An 18,779-nucleotide genomic window follows, 5' to 3' on the forward strand; every position below is an offset into this window, starting at 1 on the left:
GTTCGGGCTCCGCGGTCCGCGGTCCGCGGTCCGCGGTCGAGGCTCGGCGGTCCGCGGTCGAGGCTCGGCGGTCCGCGGTCGGGGCTTGACGGTCAGTTCCCGGTGCTGCTGGTTCGGGCGCCTGTCAGCCCGCGATTCCCCGCAGTTCCGCGTCGGGCGGCAGGATCCGCACCAGCTTGCGGTTGACGAACTCCCGCATGCCGAGCTGGGAGAGTTCCCGCCCGTAGCCGGAGCGCTTGATCCCGCCGAACGGCAGGTCCGCCTGGGTGGAGGTGGGGTGGTTGACCCAGACCATGCCGGTCTCGATCCGCTCGGCCACCCGGCGGCCGCGGTCGACGTCCGCGCAGAAGACCGAACCGCCGAGGCCGTACTGGCTGTCGTTGGCGAGGGCGACGGCCGCGTCCTCGTCGGCGACCCGGTAGACCACCGCAGCCGGGCCGAACAGCTCCTCCGCGTACGCCCGCATCCCCGGCTCGACGCCGGTGAGGAGGGTCGGCTCGACGAAGGCGCCGGGGCGGTCGATCCGGTTGCCGCCGGTGACCAGCTCCGCGCCCTGCTCGACCGTCTCGCGGATCTGCTCGACCAGGTCCTCGGCCGCCTGCTCGGAGGAGAGCGGGCCCAGCGTGGTCGCGTCGTCGGACGGGTCGCCCGGCTTCAGCGCTTCCAGCCCGCGGCGGAGGCCGGCCACGAAGTCGTCGTAGAACTCGTCGAGCACGATGAACCGCTTCGACGCCACGCAGCTCTGTCCGGTGTTCGCCATCCGGCCCGACACCGCGGCGCCGACGGTGCGCTCCAGGTTCTCGCCGTCGAGCACGACGAACACGTCGCTGCCGCCCAGCTCCAGCAGGCTGGGCTTCATGTTCCGGCCGGCCCGCTCGGCGACCTTGGAGCCCGCGCCCTCGCTGCCGGTCAGCGACGCACCCCGGACGAGCGGGCTGTCGATGACGCGCGAGATCTCGTCGTGGCTGACGAACAGGTTGGTGTAGACGCCCTCGGGCGCGCCCGCGTCGCGGAACAGGGTCTCCAGCGCGAGGGCGGACCGCGGGCAGATGCCGGCGTGCTTCACCAGGAGGGTGTTGCCGAGCACGAGGTTGGGCCCCGCGAACCGCACCACCTGGTAGAGCGGGAAGTTCCACGGCATGACGCCGAGCAGCACCCCGAGCGGCTCGCTGACCAGGTAGGCCTCGCCCTCCTCGACGTCCAGGGGCTCCGCGGCGGCGAATCCGGGACCGTTGTCGGCGTAGTACGAAAGGATCGAGGCGGCGAGGTCGACCTCGCCGCGCGCCTCGCCGATCAGCTTGCCCATCTCCAGGGTGATGGTCTGCGCAAGGTCCTCCTTGCGCTCCTTCATCAGCCCGGCGGCGCGCTCCAGCACGGCGGCCCGCTCCTCGACCGGCCGGCGCCGCCAGGCACGGAACGCGTGGTCCGCGGTCTCGACGGCGGAGTCGACCTCCTTGCCCTCGATCTGCGGGAACTCCTCGACGGTTTCCCCGGTGTACGGATTGACGGTGGCGAACGCACTCTTGCGCTGGTCCGACATGGAACCTCCAGAACGACAAAGTGAGGACAAACGGCGCAAATCTGTGCCGCGCTCGCTCTGCGGGTTACCCGGTGCGTACATACGCAAACCGTACTAATGACCCATGACACCCCGCTGCCGACGCCGCGCGCGGTTTCCGCGGCGGAACGGGACGGAAACGAAAGCGTCGGCGTAGCCGGTCCCGGGAGTACCGGAGGCTACGCCGACGCAGGGGGTGTGTACCGGGGGCTACGCCGACGCGGGGGTGCCGGCCGGTGACTTCTCGGGGTCCGGCTCGGGGTCCGGCTCCTCCCCGCCGCCGGGGCCCGTGGCCCCGTCCGCCTCACCGGGTCCCGGCGGATCACTGAGCTCGTCGCGTACGTAGTTCCAGACCACCGCGGCCAGCGCGGCCGCCGGTACGGCGAGCAGGCTGCCGACCACACCCGCCAGGCTGCCGCCCAGCACGACCACCATCAGGACGACGGCCGCGTGCAGTCCGAGGCCACGGCTCTGGATCATGGGCTGGAACACGTTGCCCTCCAGCTGCTGCACCACAACGATGATCGCGAGCACGATCAACGCGTCCGTGGTGCCGTTCGACACCCAGGCGATAAGCACCGCGACGAAGCCGGCGAAGAAGGCGCCCACGATCGGTACGAACGCGGACACGAAGGTGAGGACCGCGAGCGGCAGCACCAGGGGCACGCCCAGGATCCACAGCCCGATGCCGATGAAGACGGCGTCGAGCAGGCCGACGAGCGCCTGCGAGCGGACGAAGGCGCCCAGCGTGGCCCAGCAGCGGTCGGCCAGCACCGGGAGGTCGGTGGCCAGGCGGCCCGGGAGCTGCCGGGTGAGCCAGGGCAGGAAGCGGGTGCCGTCCTTGAGGAAGAAGAACATCAGGAAGAGGGCCAGTACCGCGGTGACCAGGCCGTTGACCACGGTGCTCACGCCCGTGCCGAAGGCGGTGACCAGGGTGCCCGCGCTGTTCTGGATGCGCTCGACCGCCGAGTCGAAGGCGCCGGTGATCTGGTCGTCGCCGATGTTCAGCGGCGGCCCCGACGCCCACTCGCGCAGCTGCTGGAGGCCCGCGACCACCCCGTCACTCAGCTGGCCCGACTGCGAGGCGACCGGTACCGCGATCAGTGCCACGATGCCCAGGAAGACCAGCAGGAAGAGCACGGTCACCAGCGAGGCGGCCAGCGCGGGGCGCCAGCCGCGCCCGCGCAGGAACCGGACCAGCGGCCATGTCAGCGTCGTGAGCAACAGGGCCACGACAACCGGCCAGACCACTGACCACATCCGGCCCAGCAGCCACAGGACCACCGCGGCCATCGCGAGCACCAACAGTGCCTCGGTCGATATGCGTGCCGAGCGCCGGAGCGCGGCAGCGGATTTCGCAGAACTCAACATGTCGGACATCCTGTCAGCCTTAACTACCGAAGAATAATGCGGAGTTGAAGCCGCCTGTCCGGCTCACAGCTCCGGACGGCGAGATTCGCCGTCCGGAGGTCACTCGGTCACTTCCCTGCGCAGGGGTCCGCCGCCCGGACGTCACCTCCGAGCGGCGGACTTCTGCGGCCTGCCCTCACTTACGGACGGCGGACTCCGACGGCTTGAGCAGGGTCTTGATCATGCCGTCCTCCTTGGCCTGGAACATCTCGTACGCCTTCGGGCCCTCCTCCAGCGACATGCTGTGGGTGGCGAAGTCGTCCACACCGAGCGGGTCCTGGTCGGTGAGCAGCGGCAGCAGGTCGTCCGTCCAGCGGCGGACGTTCGCCTGGCCCATGCGCAGCTGGATCTGCTTGTCGAACATGGTCAGCAGGGGCAGCGGGTCGACCGCGCCTCCGTAGACCCCGGACAGGGAGATCGTGCCACCGCGGCGGACGATGTCGATGGCCGCGTACAGGGCGCTCAGCCGGTCGAGTCCCGCGTTCGCCATCAGCGGTTCCGCCAGCGCGTCTGGCAGCAGGCCCGCGGCCCACTGGGCGGCCTTGGCGACCGGTGCGCCGTGCGCCTCCATCCCGACCGCGTCGATGACGGCGTCGGGCCCGCGCCCGTCGGTGAGGTCGCGGATCGCGTCGCCGATCTGCTTGCCGTGCGCGCGCAGGTCGATGGCCTTGATGCCGCGGCTGTGCGCCCGGGAGAGCCGGGCGGGCACCAGGTCGACGCCGATGACCAGGCCGGCCCCGCGGTGCTGGGCGATCCTGGCGGCCATCTCACCGATCGGGCCGAGCCCAAGCACGGCGACGGAGCCACCGGGCGGTACGTCCGCGTACTCGACGGCCTGCCAGGCGGTGGGCAGCACGTCGGAGAGGTAGACGAAGCGGTCGTCGGGCGGCCCGTGCTCCACCTTGATCGGGAGGGTGTTCCCGAACGGCACCCGCAGGAACTCCGCCTGTCCGCCCGGCACCTGCCCGTAGAGCTTGGTGTAGCCGAACAGGGCGGCGCCCATGCCCCGCTCCCGTACCTGCGTGGTCTCGCACTGCGAGTGCAGGCCCCGGTCGCACATGTAGCAGTGCCCGCACGAGACGTTGAACGGGACCACCACCCGGTCGCCCGGCGCCAGTGCCGTCACCTCGGGCCCGACCTCCTCGACGATGCCCATCGGCTCGTGGCCGAGGATGTCGCCCGGATCGAGATAGGGGCCCATCACCTCGTACAGGTGCAGGTCCGAGCCGCAGATACCGGACGAGGTGATCCGTACGATCACGTCCGTCGGCTCCTCGATCCGCGGATCGGGAACGGTATCCACCCGCACGTCACGCTTGCCGTGCCAGGTCAGTGCACGCATCGAACCTTCGCCTCCTCCACGAGCCGTTCTGCGGCGTGCCGCTCTTGGGCGGCCTGCCGCACTTGGGTCACTACGCCCGGTTTCCCATGTTCGTGCCAGTCACACACCGGCGCAGGTCGAGTTTTGGATCTGCCCCCGGGGGCACCGATGTGGCGGGCCCTGGTGCCGCGGCCCGCACGGAGGCCGGCGGCCAGGTGTGCGAGAGAGCGGGAAGCGCCCGCGGACGGCAAGGTGGAAGGCATGGGAGAGAGCGCACTCATCGTCATCGACATGATCAACACGTATACGCACGAGGACGCGGACCAGCTGCTCCCGTCCGCCGCGGCCACCGTCCCCGCCATCGTGCAGCTGATCGAACGGGCCCGTCGCGCGCATGTCCCCGTGATCTACGCCAACGACAACTTCGGCGAGTGGCGCTCGCACCACGGCGAGATCGTCCAGGCCGCACTGGAAGGACCGCACGCCGACCTCGTACGCCCACTCGCCCCCGACGAGAAGTCGCTCTTCGTCATCAAGGCACGGCACTCGATCTTCTACGAGACACCGCTCAGCTACCTCCTCGCCCAGCACCACATCGACCATGTCGTGCTGTGCGGCCAGGTCACCGAGCAGTGCGTCCTGTACTCGGCGCTCGACGCCCACATCCGTCACCTCGACGTGAGCATCCCCCGGGACGCGGTCGCCCACATCCATACGGACCTCGCCGACGCGGCGCTGCGGATGATGGAGCGCAACATGGGCGCCCGGGTCCTCGACACGGCCGAGGTCGACTTCGGCGGCCCGTGACCGCTTCCCCCCATCCCCACATCCCCCGCGTCCACACGCGGACGCACATCCACACCGATCAGGGAGTGACCGCACATGACCAGCCCCCAGCACCAGTCCGACCAGGACACCGGCGGGAACGACGCCCAGGACCACGAGACGCCGGCCACCGACCACCCCGGCACCGCCCTCGGCGAGGTCCTCAAGGAGTTCGAGGAGGCCGAGACCCACGACGTGGGCCGGACGGACCTGCCCCCGAAGCACGACGGGGAGGCTGGGGACGCGCTCTCCACGAACGAGGAGGCCCAGGAGGACGCCTCGCACGACTGATTGACCGACGGCGGTGGTGCTGACCTTGCTGACAGTTGGTGCGCGCCGCGGCGGACGAGGACGACGGACGGAGAGGGCGGTCGGGGCATGGGCGGCGCGCGCGGCTCGGAGCAGCCGGGAGGCCCGGCGGGGCGCGGCACGGAGCAGCCGGAAGGCCCGGCGGGTCAGGGCTATCTGCTGGACAACCAGCAGTCGGAGGCGGGCGTCCGGTTCGGCGCGCTGGCCGAGCTGTTCGACCCGGTGACGTTCCGGCACGTCGACCGGCTCGGGCTCACCGAGGGAATGCGGTGCTGGGAGGTGGGAGCGGGCGGCCCCTCGGTCCCCGCGGGTCTCGCCGCCCGGGTCGGCGCCTCGGGACGGGTGGTGTGCACGGACATCGACGTGTCGTGGGCCCGGCAGGCCGCCTCCCCGGTGGTCGAGGTCCTGCGCCACGACGTCGCGGCGGATCCGCCGCCGCCGGGCGGCTTCGACCTGGTGCACGCCCGGCTGGTGCTGGTGCACGTCGTGGACCGCGCCGAGGCGCTGCGCCGCATGGTCCAGGCGCTGAAGCCCGGTGGCGTTCTGCTCCTGGAGGACGCCGACCCGGGACTCCAGCCGCTGTTGTGCCCGGACGAGTCGGGGCCGGAGCAGCGGCTGGCCAACCGGCTGCGAGCCGGTTTCCGGGAACTTATGGCCTCGCGGGGCGCCGACCTCTCCTACGGCAGGACCCTGCCCCGGCTGCTGCGCGAGGCAGGGCTGCACGACGTACGGGCCGACGCCTACTTCCCGATCACCTCACCGGCCTGCACCGTCCTGGAGGCGGCGACGGTACGGCAGATCCGGGGCCGGCTGGTGGCGGCGGGGATCGCTACCGACGAGGAGATCGACCGTCATCTGACGCACGTGGACACCGGCCGACTCGACCTGGCCACCGCCCCGTTGGTCTCGGCCTGGGGCCGCAAAGCGTCTTCCGGACCCTGACGACTCTTCCGGGCCCTGACGCCTCTTCCGGGCCCCGACGCCCTTCCGGGCCCTGACGCCTCTTCCGGCTCATGCCCTCGCGAGAGCTACTGCGCGTCGCCGACGGTGTACACGTCCTTCACCTTGACCTCGGTGACCCCCCGGCCCTCGGGGAAGACCTCGCGCCAGTCGCCGATCACATGGAGTTCGTCGGTGCCCATGGCCCGTACGACGTGCAGGCCCTCGTCGTGGGCCTTGAGCGCCTTCATCCAGAGGTTGGCGAAGGCCTGGGAGCGGATGAGGTGCATCCAGTCCGGGCGGTACAGCTCCCGGTTGTAGTTCGACTCCCCCATCGTCGAGACGAACTTCGAGTACATCGCCTTGACGTACTCCAGCGTCACCTCGTCGTCCTCGGCGATCGCCGTGTCACGGGCCTCCTTGAGCGCGACCCGGAACTTCTCCAGCAGGCCCTCCGTCGCACCCGAGGTGTACGACTCGTGGATCTCGGGCGGGGCGCAGAGCTGGTGCCTGGGCCCCGAGAGCCGCAGCAGCAGGCGGAGGGTCGGCTCGGTGACCCAGAGCGGCCCAGGCTCGTCACGGTTGCCGATCGGGTTGGGCAACAGGTCCTCGTGCTCCCACTCGGGCGGGGTGATCAGGTGGACCCCGGCGCGGCGGCGGTCGAAGCCGAAGCCCGTGGAGTGTTCGAGCTGGCCGAGCGGGAGGTGGGTCTTCAGGGCGGAGAGGTACGCGCCGTTCATGTCGAGCGCGGTCACCTCGTGGGCACCGGCCGGGAGTTCGCGCCGGGTCCACTTCGGACGGGCCTCCCAGATCTGGTCCGCGCCCTTGGCGGTCTGTTTGCGCAGGACGTCCGGGACCCAGGGGTGGGCGACGACGTCGTACCTGCCGCCCTTGCGGGTCTCGTCGAGCAGCCGCATCGCGTCGGGGATCGCCCGCTTCAGCAGCGCGGCGATCGCGTCGTCGACGTCGCCCTCGTGGTCGGAGAGGGCCGCCCGGACGGCCTCGGTGATGAGGTCGCCCGGCCCTGACTCGTCCTGGAACGCACGGCCACGGGGCGGCTTCCCTGCTGCCGCTCGCTTGGCGGTTCGCTTCGCCGCGTCCTTCGGCGTTCGCGTCGCCGTATCCCTCGCCGCGCCCGTCGCCGCGGCCTTCGGTGCGTCCTTCTCCACACGTGTCTCCGGGGAGGGGTCCGCGGAGGGCGCAGCCTGGCAGTCGGCGGGGTCCAGGTGCTGCGCGAATCCGTCCATCCGGTGCAGGGCGGGGCGCCCGCACAGCACACACGGCTCGGGGGCGGCCAGGGCCTCGACGTCTCCGTCGGGCTCCTGCTCGGCCGGGGCGGCCCAGTCGGCGTCGTAGGGCTCAGGACCCGGCTCCGCTCCGGCGTCCTCGTCGGCGTCGTCCGCGTCGGCGTCGTCCGGCCCGCCTTCAGCCTGCGCCGCCGGGTCCCCCAGCCTTTCCCGCAGCCCGTCGAGCAGGTACGCGTACTTGGTACGGATCTCACCGACCGGGTCGCGCCCCGCCTCCCAGCCGCCGACGGTACTGGGGCTGACGCCGAGCGCCCTGGCGATCTGGGCCTTGGAGAGATGGGCGCGTTCGCGCAGCGCGCGGCGCACACCGGGATCGGGGAGCACGGCGGGCGGGGCGACGGCGGAGAGCAACGAGTCGATCGCGTCGAACCCGGCACCGGAAGGACCGGCACCGGAAGGACCGGCACCGGAGGGACCGGCACCGAGGTCAGGGCGTGAGCCGGAGTCGGGGCGGGAGCCGGAGTCAGGGCGGGAGCCGGGGCGGGGGGCGGAGACGCTCATCGGACCGCCCCCCTCTTCTCCTTCTCCCTCGCCGTGCGCAGCCGCGCCTCGGGCAGGGCGTCGCACGCCCGGGTCGGGCCGTCGAGCAGTTCCAGCGGGTGAACTCCGTAGTGGCCCGCGAGTGCGTCCACGTCGTCCAGTTGCCACGAGGCGGTACCGGACTGGCGGCGCGACACCTGCGTCTGCGTCAGCCCCAGCGCCTCCGCGATCCCCCGCTGCGAGTCACCCGTCGCCTGCATCAGCGCGGCCACCGTCAGCCGCAGTGACTCCTCCAAGCTCATTCCCATGCCACGCAACCTATCAAGTGGAATCGATGCGCCTTACGCATGAAACTCCGCTCCGGCGCGCGTTGCTTGCACCTTCGTTGCCGACAGGGGGCGCGGGCGGGTGACCGATGAGTTCCGGGCGCCGCGGCGGTCTATTCATACAGCGCACACCGAGCGGCCCACGAAGGACACACGTCGCGCCGCCACACGCCCGAGGAGCAGGAAAATGACCGCAGCAGAGACCCGCACGCTGTCCGTGGGCGGCGCCACCCTGACCTACGACATCCGCCGTGCCGCGGGGAACCGCACGGACGACGACACCGTTCTGTTCCTGGTCGGTTCGCCGATGGACGCGAGCGGCTTCACCTCGCTGGCCTCCCACTTCCCCGACCGTACGGTCCTCACGTACGACCCGAGAGGCGTGAGCCGCAGTACGCGCGACGACGGCGCGGCGGAGTCGACGCCGCGGGAGCACGCCGAGGACCTGCGCAGTGTCATCGAGGCGGTCGGGGCGGGCCCGGTGGACACGTTCGCGAGCAGCGGCGGTGCGGTCAACGCGCTCGCCCTGGTCGCGGACAGCCCCGGGCTGGTACGCACCCTCGTCGCGCACGAACCGCCGACCGCGCAGGTACTGCCGGACCGGGAGGCCGCGCTGGCGGTCTGCGCGGACATCCACGCGACGTACCTGCGGGACGGGGTCGGGCCCGCGATGGCCAAGTTCATCGCGGTGACCAGCCGGAAGGGGCCCTTCACGGCCGACTGGGCGAACGAGCCCGCCCCCTCCCCCACCGACTTCGGCCTGCCGGCCGAGGACGACGGTGGCCGCGACGATCCGCTGCTCGGGCAGAACATCCGCGGCTGCACGACGTTCACCCCCGACTTCGACGCCCTGCGCGCCGCCCCCACCCGCATCGTGATCGCGGCCGGGCAGGAGTCCGAAGGTGAGTTCGCCGCTCGCGCCGCGGCAGGTGTGGCGGCGGGACTCGGCAGCACGCCGACGGTGTTCCCGAGCCATCACGGAGGCTTCCTGGGCGGGGAGTTCGGCCAGCAGGGCGCGCCTGAGGAGTTCGCCAAGACCCTGCGGCACGTACTGGAGGAGAGCCGCTGAGCCGAGAGTGCTCGCAGCGGCGGGAGGCCCCGGACGCGCCCTCGCATCGCCCCGGGAGCAGGGAAAAACGCCCCCGGACACAGCGAAGGCAAGGAGAACACTCTCCTTGCCACTCCCAAGATATAGCGCACCGGGGGGCTTGCGGCAAGGCCCCCGTGATGGCGCAGAATCGTCGACCCAGCCCCTAACCTGCGGAAATGTCCGTGGTGGCCAGTGCGGTGGACCGACGCGTCAGAGGAACACGATGAACGAGCAGTACGTGAGAGACCTTCACGAGGTCGACGAAACGCAGATCGCGGTGGTCGGCGGCAAGGGCGCACACCTGGGCGCGCTGTCACAGGTCGAGGGCATCCGCGTCCCCGGCGGCTTCTGCGTGACGACCGACGCCTTCCGGGAGGTCGTCGCGCGGGAGCCGGCGCTCGACGAGCTGCTCGACCGGTTGTCGCGCGTACGCCCGGACGACCAGCGGGCGATCGCGGCGCTCAGTGCGGAGATCCGCCGGACCGTCCAGGGCATCGCCCTGCCGGACGGACCGGCGACGGCGATCATTGGCGCGCTCGCCAGGCACGGCGAGCACACCGCCTACGCCGTCCGGTCCAGCGCGACCGCGGAGGACCTGCCGACGGCCTCCTTCGCCGGCCAGCAGGACACCTATCTGAACGTCGTGGGGCCCGCCGCGGTCCTCCAGCACGTCAGCCGGTGCTGGGCCTCGCTGTTCACCGAGCGGGCGGTCACCTACCGCCGACGGCACGGCATCGATCACCGTACGGTCCACATGGCCGTGGTCGTGCAGCAGATGGTCCTCCCGCGCGCGGCCGGCATCCTGTTCACGGCCGACCCCGTCACAGGCAACAGGAAGGTCGCCACCGTGGACGCCGGGTTCGGTCTCGGCGAGGCACTGGTCTCCGGCCTGGTGAACCCGGACGTCTACACGGTGCGCGACGACGCGGTCGTCACCAGGGCGATCGGCGCCAAGCGGCTGGCCCTGCACGCGGTGCCCGGCGGCGGCACCCGGGAGGTCGCGCTCGACGACCGGCAGCAGGAGCAGGCCGCGCTGACCGACGAACAGGTCGTTGCGCTCGTGCGGTTGGGGCGGCGCATCGAGGCGCACTTCGGCAGTCCGCAGGACATCGAGTGGTGTCTGGCCGACGACGGTTTCCAGATCGTCCAGAGCCGGCCGATCACCACGCTGTTCCCCGTTCCCGTCCCCGCGCCCGGCGACCGGGAGAACCGCGTCTACATCTCCACCGGCCATCAGCAGATGATGACCGACGCCATGAAGCCGCTGGGGTACTCCATGTGGCAGCTGACGGCCATGGTCCCCATGCACGAGGCCGGCGGGCGGCTGTTCGTCGACGTGACCCGGCGGCTGGCGTCGCCCGCGGGCCGCGCCGCCCTGCTCGACCTGATGGGCAAGGGCGACCCGCTGGTCAGGGACGCGCTGGAGACCGTGCTGGAGCGTGACGACTTCGTCCCGCTGGTGCCGGACGCGGCCCCGCCCGCACCGCCGGCCGGGACCGCTCCCGCCCCGGCCCCCGCCCCCGCCCCCGCCCCGATCGAGACCGACCCGGCCGTCGTCACCGAGCTGATCCGGCGCAGCGAGGCTTCCGTCGCCGCGTTGGCACACGACATCAGCACGAAGACCGGCCCCGCCCTGTTCGACTTCCTGCTGGAGGCCTTCGAGGAGCACAAGCGGGTGCTCGGCGACCCGTTGAGCATGCAGGCGATCATGGCGGGGATGGAGGGGACGTGGTGGCTCAACGAAAAGCTCCAGGAGTGGCTGGGCGAGAAGAACGCCGCTGACACGCTCACGCTGTCCGCCCCGGACAACATCACCTCGGAGATGGGTCTCGCGCTGCTCGACGTCGCCGACGTGATCCGCCCCCGCGCGGAGGTCGTGGCGTTCCTCCAGGACGTGCAGCACGCACAGGGGCAGGACGTGTCCGCCGTAGACGCCTCGCCGCGCGTCGACGACGAGAGCTTCCTGGACGAGCTGGCGAAGGTGCCCGGCGGTCCCGAGGCGCGCGACGCGCTGGAGGCCTACCTCGACCGGTACGGCATGCGCTGCGTCGGCGAGATCGACATCACGAGGCCGCGTTGGCGCGAGCGTCCCACCACCCTCGTCCCGGTGATCCTCGACAACGTCAGGAACTTCGGTCCCGGCGCCGCCGAGCACCGCTTCGAACAGGGGCGGCAGCGGGCGAAGGCCAAGGAACAGGAGGTGCTGGCACGTCTGCGGGCGCTGCCGGACGGTGACCGTAAGGCGGACGAGACCCGGCGCACGATCGACCGGGTCCGCACCTTCATCGGGTACCGGGAGTACCCGAAGTACGGGATCATCAGCCGCTACTTCGTCTACAAGCAGGCTCTGACGGCCGAGGCAGGCCGCCTGGCACGGGCCGGGGTGCTCCGGGAGCCGGAGGACATCTTCTACCTCACCTTTCAGGAACTGCGCGAGGTCGTGCGCTCGCAGCAGGTCGACGAACGGCTCCTGCGCCGGCGCAAGGAGGCGTTCCTCGCCCACCGGTCGCTCACCCCGCCCCGGGTGCTCACCTCGGACGGCGAGGCCCTCTTCGGCGCGTACCGCCGCGACGACGTGCCGGACGGCGCCCTGACCGGTCTGGCGGTCTCGGCCGGGACCGTCGAAGGAAGGGCCCGCGTCGTCCTCGACATCGCGGACGCCGACCTTGCGGCGGGCGACATCCTCGTCACCACCTTCACCGACCCCAGCTGGTCACCGCTGTTCGTCGGCATCGCGGGCCTGGTGACGGAGGTCGGCGGCCTGATGACCCACGGCGCGGTCATCGCGCGCGAGTACGGTCTGCCCGCCGTCGTGGGCGTGGCGGATGCCACCCGCGTGATCCGTGACGGCCAGCGCATCCGCGTGCACGGCACCGACGGCTACGTCGAGCTCCTGTCCGCCGACGGCAGCACGGCCTAGCAAACTCCGGAGGGAGTTGCCCCCGGCGCTACGGTGCTTCCCCTCAGAGGGCGCCTTGCGACGCACCGGCGCTTCGCGACGTACCAGCGCTCCGGCCCGCGGATCAGCCTGCGAAGCTCCAGGCCTCGATGTCCTGATAGCGGATCGGCCCCGGGCCGCGGCCGAAGTTGCTGCCGACGAGGTGCAGGCGGTCGGTCGGCCAGGGGCCGCCCGTGAAGTGCGCGAGCCCGGCCGCCGCCTGCGCGGCGGCGGCCGGGTCGGTCCGCCGCGCACGGGCCAGCGTCAGGTGCGGACGCAGCGGCCGGTCCTCGAACGGGATGCCGCAGTCCCTGACCACGTCCCGCACTTCGGTGGCGAGCCGGTGCAGCGCGTCGAGGTCCCCGCCGACACCGCTCCACAGCACCCGCTCGTCGAAGTGCCCGCCACCGCACAGTGACAGGGAGAGCGGCGAACGGCCGGCCGCGAGGCCGGCCAACGGCGGGCGCAGCAGCGCGACCTTCCCGACCGGGAGTTCACCGAGGAACGCCAGCGTGATGTGCCAGTCCTCGATGCGGTTCCACCGCAGCCGCGGGTGCGCGTCGTAGGCGGGGCGCAGGGCCTGTTCGAGCTCGGCCTTCGCCTCGTCGGGCGGGGCGAGGGCGACGAAGGCGCGCACGGTCGCGGGCCGGAGGGGTTCGTTCACATGGGAATTCGTACCGTATGCGGATGGTGCGCCAGACTCCGGCCCCCTTTGCGCGCCTTGTCGGCCGCCTTGCCCTGAAGCGCAAATATTGCTTCCCATTACATGGACACCCGGCGGCGCAGGTGTGGCCTTTTCGTGTGCAACCCTTCTGCATGTTCGAACGTCTGACCTGGCAACGTCCGCGCCGGGCGTGCGCGAAGTGTCGACTTTCCCATTCCCCGTTCCATGGCGGCAGGGGGTACGCGGGCATCACGAGGAGTTGAGGAGCACATGGGCAACCGTGGCAGGAGCGACCGAATACCGTCCGCCGGCAGCCGCCGGAAGCAGAGCGGCGGCCGCCGTGCGCAGCAGCCCGCGGCCCCTGGACAGCAGGAGGACGTGCGCGGTGCGGACTCCGCCCCCGAGTACGCGGGCCGCGCCGCCGCCCGCCGCGCCCAGTCCGGTGGCAGAGGCAGAGCCGCGAACCGGCGCGGCAAGCGCAGACCGCGCAGCAAGCTCGCGCTGTTGGTCTGGGCCCTCGCCGGTGTGCTGCTCGTCGGCGGAGTCGGCCTCGGCTGGCTGTACTTCACGCTGGACGGGAACCTCAAGAGCATCGACGTCGACAGTGCGCTCGGCGGCAGCCGGCCGGCGGACGTGGACAACGGCTCCCTCGACATCCTCGTCCTCGGCTCCGACTCGCGGCAGGGCGACGAGAACCAGAAGTACGGCGAGGACGTGGGCAACGCCCGCTCCGACACCGCGATGATCGTGCACGTCCACAAGGGGAGCGAGAAGGCCAGCGTCGTCTCGATCCCGCGCGACACCCTGGTCCACCGGCCCGAGTGTCAGGGCCGCACCGAGCTCAAGCCTGCCGCCGACCGGCAGATGTTCAACACCGCGTTCGAGGTCGGCGGGCCCATCTGCGCGATCAAGACCGCGGAGCAGCTGTCCGGCATCCGCATGGACCACTACCTGGAAGTCGACTTCTCCGGCTTCAAGAAGCTCGTCGACACCCTCGGCGGTGTGCCCATCACCACCAACAAGGCGATCAACGACCCCAAGAGCCACCTCAACCTCCCGGCCGGTACCCACCAGCTGAACGGGGAGCAGTCCCTGGGCCTCGTACGCACCCGCAAGAGCGTCGGCGACAGCAGCGACCTCGGCCGCATCCAGCTCCAGCAGGCCTTCGTCAAGGCCCTGATGGACCAGGTCAAGGACATCGGCATCTTCAGCAACCCGAAGAAGCTGTTCGACCTCGCCGACACCGCCACGGGCACGCTCACCACCGACTCCGGGCTCAGCTCGGTCACCTCGCTGATCGGCTTCGCCAACAGCCTGACCGGCATCGAGCCGAAGAACCTGAACATGATCACGCTGCCCATCGACTACGACGAGAAGGACCCCGACCGGGTCGTCCCGCTCAAGGAACAGTCCGACCTGCTCTGGCTCTCACTCAAGGCGGACAAGCCGATCCCGCCGTCGGTCATCGAGGACTCGGCCGGCGAGAAGGTCGACGCGGGCAAGGTCGTCAAGGGGAACTGAGCGCTCGGGGCGGTGCGCTCGCGCGGCGCACGCGGGGGCGGCCCTCGATCAGGGTGACGGGTCCGGTCCGCGTGCGGGCTTCGTCTGCGGTGGCGGTGGCGGTCCCGGCCGGTTCGGTCCGGTCCGGTCCGGTCCGTGTGGCAGGTCACCATGTGCGTCCTTAAGCCAGGGCTTCAACACATCCTGCGTGACGCACGGTTGACGTAAGATCCAGACCGCACCTGCCCCGCGGCCGACCGCCCGCCCCCCTGCCCCCGTCCCCCTGTCGTCCAGCCGAAATGCGTTGCCCATGAGTCTCGGCGCCGCCCCGCGTCCCGCGTCCGACCCCCCGGTGCCGCCGGAGCCAGGAGTCCGCCGTCGGAAGATCGCGGGCCAGGCCCCCGCCCGGCCCGCGCCGGCCGCCGCACTGCACACCGTGGGCGTCGCCACCGCGCTTCTGCTGGGCCTCGTGGCGATAGGGGCGGCGATCCACGAGCCCGTGCTCATACCCTCGCTCGCCGCCAGCGCCGCCCTCGTGCACAGCGCGCCGACCATGCCGCTGGCCCAGCCGCGCAGCGTGGTCGTCAGCCATCTGCTGGCGGTCGTGGCCGGTTACGGCACGCTGGCGGCGATGGGCAGCAGCGCCTGGGCGGCGGCCGTGGCGGCCGGGGTGACCCTGGCGCTGATGACGATCGGCCGCACCCCGCACTCTCCCGCGTGCGCCACCGCCGTGGTCATCGTGCTGCAGACACCGGCCCCGGGGCGGTTCGTACCGCTGCTGCTCGGGGCCGCGGTACTGATGGTGCTGACCGAGTACGTCGCCTCCCGGCTGCGGCGCGGCGCTCCGAAGTACCCCGTCTACTGGTGGTGAGAACTACTGGTGGTGAGATCTACCGGTGGTGAGATCTACCGGTGGTGAGCCGCCGTCGTCGCGCGGGCGGGCGGGCTCAGGAGCGGGTCACCCGGAGCCTCTTGAGGTCCGCGGCGAGCGAGGCGACGGCCGCGGGGTTGCGCGGGCTCTCCACCAGGTCCGCGTAGTCGAGGACGACGATCCTGTCGTTCTTGACCGCCGAGACCTGTGCGAGCGGCGGGTACGACTTCAGGAACTTCCGCTTCTGCTCGGCGGTCGTGTCACCGTAGTCGTTGATCACGATCACCTCAGGGTCCCGTTCCACCACGGTCTCCCAGCCCACCGTCGCCCAGCTGTCCTTGAGGTCCTTCATCACGTGGTCGCCGCCCGCCCTGGTGATGATGTCGTGGGGCGCGGCGTACAGGCCGGACGTGAACGGCTTGTCCTGGCCGCCGTCGTACAGGAAGACCCGCGGCCGGTCGGCCCCCTTGAGCGCCCCGGCCTGCGCGTCGGCCACCTGCTTGCGGAACTTCGTGACGAGGGCCTCGGCACGGTCCTCGACGTCGAAGACCTTCCCCAGGTTGAGCAGGTCGGTGTAGAGCGCGTCGAGCGGGGGCATCACGCCGCGGGCGGTGCCGCCCCGTCCGTTGCGGCAGGACTCGCTCAGGAGGTAGGAGTCGATGCCGACCTTCTTCAGGTCGGCGGGGGTGAATCCCTCGCCCTCGTTGAAGCCGTAGTTCCAGCCCGCGAAGACGAGGTCGGCGCGGGCGTCGAGGGCCATCTCCTTGTTGATCTGCTTCTTCGAGAGCCACTTGACCTTGTCGTAGCCGGAGCTCCAGGGGACCGAGGCGAGGTCGCCCTTGTCGTCGGGCATCACGAAGCCGGCCATGTGCTTCTCCAGGCCGAGGGCGAACATGATCTCGGTGATGCCGACGTCGTTGGTGACCACGCGCTGCGGGGCCTTGGTGTAGGTCTTCTGCTCGCCGCAGTTCTCCACGGTCACCGGGTAGTGGGAGCCGGCGGCGGCCCTGCCGTCCTGGCCCCCGGCGGCCGGGGTGACCTGAGCGCCGCAGCCGGTGAGGGCGGCGGCCGTCGCGAGGGCGAGTGCGAGGACGGCGGGGCGTACGGAATGACGCGGGGGCTTGCGCATGGGGGCGGGTCCGTTCAGGTTCAGGAGGTGGCGGGCAGAAGGCGGTCGAACAGCAGCTGTACGGCGCCGGACTCGGGGTGCGGCACCCGGTGCGCCCGTACGCCGAAGACGTCCGCGAGCAGCTCGGGCGTGAGCACGTCGTGCGGTGCGCCGTGGGCCACGATGCGGCCCGCCTCGATGACGTACAGCAGGTCGCAGTGGAGCGCCGCGAGGTTGAGGTCGTGCAGTGCGGTGAGCACGGTCAGCCCGCTGCCGCGCACCAGCGCCAGCACGTCGAGCTGCTGGGCGATGTCGAGGTGGTTGGTGGGTTCGTCGAGGACGAGCACGCGGGGCTGCTGGGCGAGCGCGCGGGCGATCAGTACGCGCTGCTTCTCGCCCCCGGAGAGGGTGAGGAAGCCGCGCTCCGCGAGGTGGGCGGCGCCGACCTCGGCCAGCGCGGTTGCGCAGACCTGCCGGTCCTCGTCGGTGGCGCGGGCCACCGACCGCTGGTGCGGCAGCCGTCCCATTGCCACCACCTCGGCGACAGTGAAGTCGAACTCGGCGGCGGCCTCCTGGGGCAGCGCGGCCAGCCGCCTGGCACCTTCGCGCGCGGTCATCGCGTGCAGGTCCTCGCCGTCGAGACTGACCGTCCCGCCGGCGGGCCGCAGCGCCCGGTAGACGCAGCGCAGCAGGGTCGACTTGCCGCTGCCGTTGGGCCCGACGAGCCCGACGAGCTGTCCGGGGCCCGCCCGCAGCGTCACGTCCTCGACCAGCCGGGCCCCCGCGATCTCGACGCTCAGTTCCTCGATGTCGACACGCATCACACGCCTCCGAAGGTGTACGAGTTGCGGCGCATCAGCAGGACGAAGCACGGCACGCCGACGGCGGCGGTGAGCACGCCCACCGGGAGCTCCACAGGCGCGAGCAGGGTGCGGGAGAGGATGTCCACCCAGACCAGCAGCACCGCGCCCGCCGGTGGGGCGACGGCCAGCAGCCTGCGGTGGTCGGCGCCGACCAGCATCCGTACGGCGTGCGGGACCCTGGCGCCGCCGAGGCTGCCGAGCAGCCACATCATGGCGCTACGGGCGGCCTCGCCGCGTTCGGCGGCGAAGACCATGAACGTGGTGATGGCCGAGAAGCCGTAGTACAGCGCGGTCCCCGTCAGCACCAGCCGCAGCGGGGTGAGCCCGCGCGGGGTGCGGGCGATCGCGTACACCAGCGCCATCGCGAGCAGCGCGGACCCGAAGGCGGCGGCCGACAGCGCCCACACCCCGAGCGCGCCGAGCGCCCCGAAGAGCAGCACTGCGTTGGCGCCGACGGCCGCACCGGACGAGATCCCGAGGACGAACGGGTCGGCCAGCGCGTTGCGCACCATGGCCTGCACGGCGACACCGATGCCGGCCAGCCCGGCCCCGACGACGGCGGCCAGCACGGCGCGCGGGAAGCGCAGTTCCCAGACGATGGTGTAAGCGGAGACCTTGTCGGCGGATATGGAACCGCCGCTCAGCCCGGCCCACAGGTACCGCACCACCTCGCCCCAGCCGAGCCCGGAAGCGCCGAGGCCCGCCCCGCAGACGAGGGAGACCAGCAGCGCTGCCCCCAGCCCGACGACGAGCACCGGCACGGACATCCGCCGTGGCGGCGCGGGTCCGGCGCCACTGCCGGCACCTGGGCGGGTACGGGTGCGGGCCTCGGGGGGCGTCGCGGAGGTGGTGGCGGAAGTGGAGGAGGAAGTGGCCACGGGCGGTTCGCCTTCGCCTCGGGCCGTGCGCTGCGCGCCGGAAGCAGCGGCCCGGGACGCGGGGCGCCCTGTGCAGCACCTCTCGCAGTCCACGGCGAATTGTCAGGAGCCTTCACCGCCGCGGGTAATCGGGCTCACGGAGCGTGGTGTTCGCTCCGCCTACCGTTGCGGGTCAGCGCCGGAATTCGACCGGACTTCCCCCGCGGGGCGCCTGCAGCTTAACGGGTCCGCACGCAGGCTCCCGCCGGGGGAAGGGGCCGGCCGAGGTGTCTGCCGGCATCCAGGGTCGTCCGCAGCAGGACCCCACGGCCCGGCTCCCGGAAGGAGCGCGGCAGGTGCTGCGCCCGCTGTCGTGGGACCGCTTTCGCGAAGGGGCTCCGCCGGGGTGCGGA

The 18,779-nt window shown here is 71.6% G+C and carries 16 protein-coding genes and 1 riboswitch; of the genes, 7 read left to right on the plus strand and 9 right to left on the minus strand.

Annotation, left to right across the window (positions count from 1 at the left end; all coding sequences use genetic code 11):
- Window positions 1–124: 124 nt before the first annotated feature.
- The 3 genes from ACIQM4_RS18850 to ACIQM4_RS18860 all read right to left on the minus strand — a co-directional run bounded on the left by ACIQM4_RS18850 (window position 125) and on the right by ACIQM4_RS18860 (window position 4,310).
- Window positions 125–1,540 carry an NAD-dependent succinate-semialdehyde dehydrogenase gene (locus ACIQM4_RS18850; RefSeq protein WP_401592682.1) on the minus strand — a complete coding sequence of 472 codons (1,416 nt, stop codon included), beginning with the start codon at window positions 1,538–1,540 and terminating at the stop codon, window positions 125–127.
- A gap of 228 nt (window positions 1,541–1,768) precedes the next feature.
- Entirely contained in the window at window positions 1,769–2,938 is a 1,170-nt protein-coding gene (locus tag ACIQM4_RS18855; RefSeq protein ID WP_401592684.1) for an AI-2E family transporter, read from the minus strand.
- Window positions 2,939–3,104: 166 nt separating this feature from the next.
- Complete coding sequence (locus ACIQM4_RS18860) at window positions 3,105–4,310, minus strand: zinc-dependent alcohol dehydrogenase (RefSeq protein WP_401592686.1); 1,206 nt, start codon at window positions 4,308–4,310, stop codon at window positions 3,105–3,107.
- Between the two features lie 240 nt (window positions 4,311–4,550).
- On the opposite strand from ACIQM4_RS18860, the gene ACIQM4_RS18865 reads away from it, so the two are divergent.
- The 3 genes from ACIQM4_RS18865 (at window position 4,551) to ACIQM4_RS18875 (ending at window position 6,365) form a co-directional block, all read left to right on the plus strand.
- Window positions 4,551–5,096 (plus strand): cysteine hydrolase family protein, encoded by a 546-nt coding sequence (locus tag ACIQM4_RS18865; RefSeq protein ID WP_401592688.1) that lies wholly within the window; start codon window positions 4,551–4,553, stop codon window positions 5,094–5,096.
- A gap of 75 nt (window positions 5,097–5,171) precedes the next feature.
- Window positions 5,172–5,405: a hypothetical protein gene (locus tag ACIQM4_RS18870; protein ID WP_401592690.1), complete on the plus strand. Its 234-nt coding sequence runs from the start codon at window positions 5,172–5,174 to the stop codon at window positions 5,403–5,405.
- An 87-nt stretch (window positions 5,406–5,492) separates the two neighbouring features.
- Window positions 5,493–6,365, plus strand: coding sequence for a class I SAM-dependent methyltransferase (locus tag ACIQM4_RS18875; protein WP_401592692.1), 873 nt, complete (start codon window positions 5,493–5,495; stop codon window positions 6,363–6,365).
- An 86-nt stretch (window positions 6,366–6,451) separates the two neighbouring features.
- Here ACIQM4_RS18875 and ACIQM4_RS18880 read toward each other — a convergent pair whose 3' ends face one another.
- Window positions 6,452–8,170 (minus strand): helix-turn-helix domain-containing protein, encoded by a 1,719-nt coding sequence (locus ACIQM4_RS18880; RefSeq protein ID WP_401592694.1) that lies wholly within the window; start codon window positions 8,168–8,170, stop codon window positions 6,452–6,454.
- On the minus strand, window positions 8,167–8,457 hold the full coding sequence (locus tag ACIQM4_RS18885; RefSeq protein WP_401592696.1) for a helix-turn-helix domain-containing protein: 291 nt from the start codon (window positions 8,455–8,457) through the stop codon (window positions 8,167–8,169). Before ACIQM4_RS18885 ends, ACIQM4_RS18880 begins: the two co-directional genes overlap by 4 nt.
- 205 nt (window positions 8,458–8,662) lie before the next feature.
- Here ACIQM4_RS18885 and ACIQM4_RS18890 point away from each other — a divergent pair, with 205 nt between their 5' ends.
- Complete coding sequence (locus tag ACIQM4_RS18890) at window positions 8,663–9,544, plus strand: alpha/beta fold hydrolase (protein WP_401592698.1); 882 nt, start codon at window positions 8,663–8,665, stop codon at window positions 9,542–9,544.
- Window positions 9,545–9,788: 244 nt separating this feature from the next.
- Window positions 9,789–12,485: a rifamycin-inactivating phosphotransferase gene (gene rph / locus ACIQM4_RS18895; RefSeq protein ID WP_401592700.1), complete on the plus strand. Its 2,697-nt coding sequence runs from the start codon at window positions 9,789–9,791 to the stop codon at window positions 12,483–12,485.
- Between the two features lie 103 nt (window positions 12,486–12,588).
- Here the strand turns inward: rph and thpR are convergent, their stop codons facing one another.
- Entirely contained in the window at window positions 12,589–13,167 is a 579-nt protein-coding gene (gene thpR / locus ACIQM4_RS18900) for an RNA 2',3'-cyclic phosphodiesterase (RefSeq protein ID WP_401592702.1), read from the minus strand.
- A 270-nt stretch (window positions 13,168–13,437) separates the two neighbouring features.
- On the opposite strand from thpR, the gene ACIQM4_RS18905 reads away from it, so the two are divergent.
- Together ACIQM4_RS18905 and ACIQM4_RS18910 are read left to right on the plus strand one after the other, a co-directional pair.
- Window positions 13,438–14,688 carry an LCP family protein gene (locus tag ACIQM4_RS18905; protein ID WP_401592704.1) on the plus strand — a complete coding sequence of 417 codons (1,251 nt, stop codon included), beginning with the start codon at window positions 13,438–13,440 and terminating at the stop codon, window positions 14,686–14,688.
- Between the two features lie 289 nt (window positions 14,689–14,977).
- Complete coding sequence (locus tag ACIQM4_RS18910; protein WP_401592706.1) at window positions 14,978–15,538, plus strand: HPP family protein; 561 nt, start codon at window positions 14,978–14,980, stop codon at window positions 15,536–15,538.
- A gap of 76 nt (window positions 15,539–15,614) precedes the next feature.
- Here the strand turns inward: ACIQM4_RS18910 and ACIQM4_RS18915 are convergent, their stop codons facing one another.
- The 3 genes from ACIQM4_RS18915 to ACIQM4_RS18925 are packed head-to-tail and all read right to left on the minus strand — an operon-like array spanning window position 15,615 to window position 18,276.
- Window positions 15,615–16,667, minus strand: a complete 1,053-nt coding sequence (locus ACIQM4_RS18915; RefSeq protein WP_401592708.1) for an ABC transporter substrate-binding protein — start codon at window positions 16,665–16,667, stop codon at window positions 15,615–15,617.
- A gap of 20 nt (window positions 16,668–16,687) precedes the next feature.
- Window positions 16,688–17,467, minus strand: coding sequence for an ABC transporter ATP-binding protein (locus ACIQM4_RS18920; RefSeq protein ID WP_401592710.1), 780 nt, complete (start codon window positions 17,465–17,467; stop codon window positions 16,688–16,690).
- Entirely contained in the window at window positions 17,467–18,276 is an 810-nt protein-coding gene (locus ACIQM4_RS18925; RefSeq protein WP_401593165.1) for a FecCD family ABC transporter permease, read from the minus strand. The genes ACIQM4_RS18920 and ACIQM4_RS18925 overlap by 1 nt, the downstream gene beginning before the upstream one ends.
- 212 nt (window positions 18,277–18,488) lie before the next feature.
- Window positions 18,489–18,621: riboswitch (cobalamin riboswitch) on the minus strand.
- Window positions 18,622–18,779 lie beyond the last annotated feature (158 nt).

The sequence above is a fragment of the Streptomyces sp. NPDC091272 genome, from assembly GCF_044757485.1.
In the GTDB taxonomy this organism is placed as follows: Bacteria; Actinomycetota; Actinomycetes; order Streptomycetales; family Streptomycetaceae; genus Streptomyces.

Excerpts from the sequence above, each read along its gene's own strand:
- ACIQM4_RS18850 (WP_401592682.1), bottom strand. The coding sequence starts at position 1,540 with ATGTCGGACCAGCGCAAGAGTGCGTTCGCCACCGTCAATCCGTACACC.
- ACIQM4_RS18855 (WP_401592684.1), bottom strand. The coding sequence starts at position 2,938 with ATGTCCGACATGTTGAGTTCTGCGAAATCCGCTGCCGCGCTCCGGCGC.
- ACIQM4_RS18860 (WP_401592686.1), bottom strand. The coding sequence starts at position 4,310 with ATGCGTGCACTGACCTGGCACGGCAAGCGTGACGTGCGGGTGGATACC.
- ACIQM4_RS18865 (WP_401592688.1), top strand. The coding sequence starts at position 4,551 with ATGGGAGAGAGCGCACTCATCGTCATCGACATGATCAACACGTATACG.
- ACIQM4_RS18870 (WP_401592690.1), top strand. The coding sequence starts at position 5,172 with ATGACCAGCCCCCAGCACCAGTCCGACCAGGACACCGGCGGGAACGAC.
- ACIQM4_RS18875 (WP_401592692.1), top strand. The coding sequence starts at position 5,493 with ATGGGCGGCGCGCGCGGCTCGGAGCAGCCGGGAGGCCCGGCGGGGCGC.
- ACIQM4_RS18880 (WP_401592694.1), bottom strand. The coding sequence starts at position 8,170 with ATGAGCGTCTCCGCCCCCCGCCCCGGCTCCCGCCCTGACTCCGGCTCC.
- ACIQM4_RS18885 (WP_401592696.1), bottom strand. The coding sequence starts at position 8,457 with ATGGGAATGAGCTTGGAGGAGTCACTGCGGCTGACGGTGGCCGCGCTG.
- ACIQM4_RS18890 (WP_401592698.1), top strand. The coding sequence starts at position 8,663 with ATGACCGCAGCAGAGACCCGCACGCTGTCCGTGGGCGGCGCCACCCTG.
- rph (WP_401592700.1), top strand. The coding sequence starts at position 9,789 with ATGAACGAGCAGTACGTGAGAGACCTTCACGAGGTCGACGAAACGCAG.
- ACIQM4_RS18905 (WP_401592704.1), top strand. The coding sequence starts at position 13,438 with ATGGGCAACCGTGGCAGGAGCGACCGAATACCGTCCGCCGGCAGCCGC.
- ACIQM4_RS18910 (WP_401592706.1), top strand. The coding sequence starts at position 14,978 with ATGAGTCTCGGCGCCGCCCCGCGTCCCGCGTCCGACCCCCCGGTGCCG.
- ACIQM4_RS18915 (WP_401592708.1), bottom strand. The coding sequence starts at position 16,667 with ATGCGCAAGCCCCCGCGTCATTCCGTACGCCCCGCCGTCCTCGCACTC.
- ACIQM4_RS18920 (WP_401592710.1), bottom strand. The coding sequence starts at position 17,467 with ATGCGTGTCGACATCGAGGAACTGAGCGTCGAGATCGCGGGGGCCCGG.
- ACIQM4_RS18925 (WP_401593165.1), bottom strand. The coding sequence starts at position 18,276 with ATGTCCGTGCCGGTGCTCGTCGTCGGGCTGGGGGCAGCGCTGCTGGTC.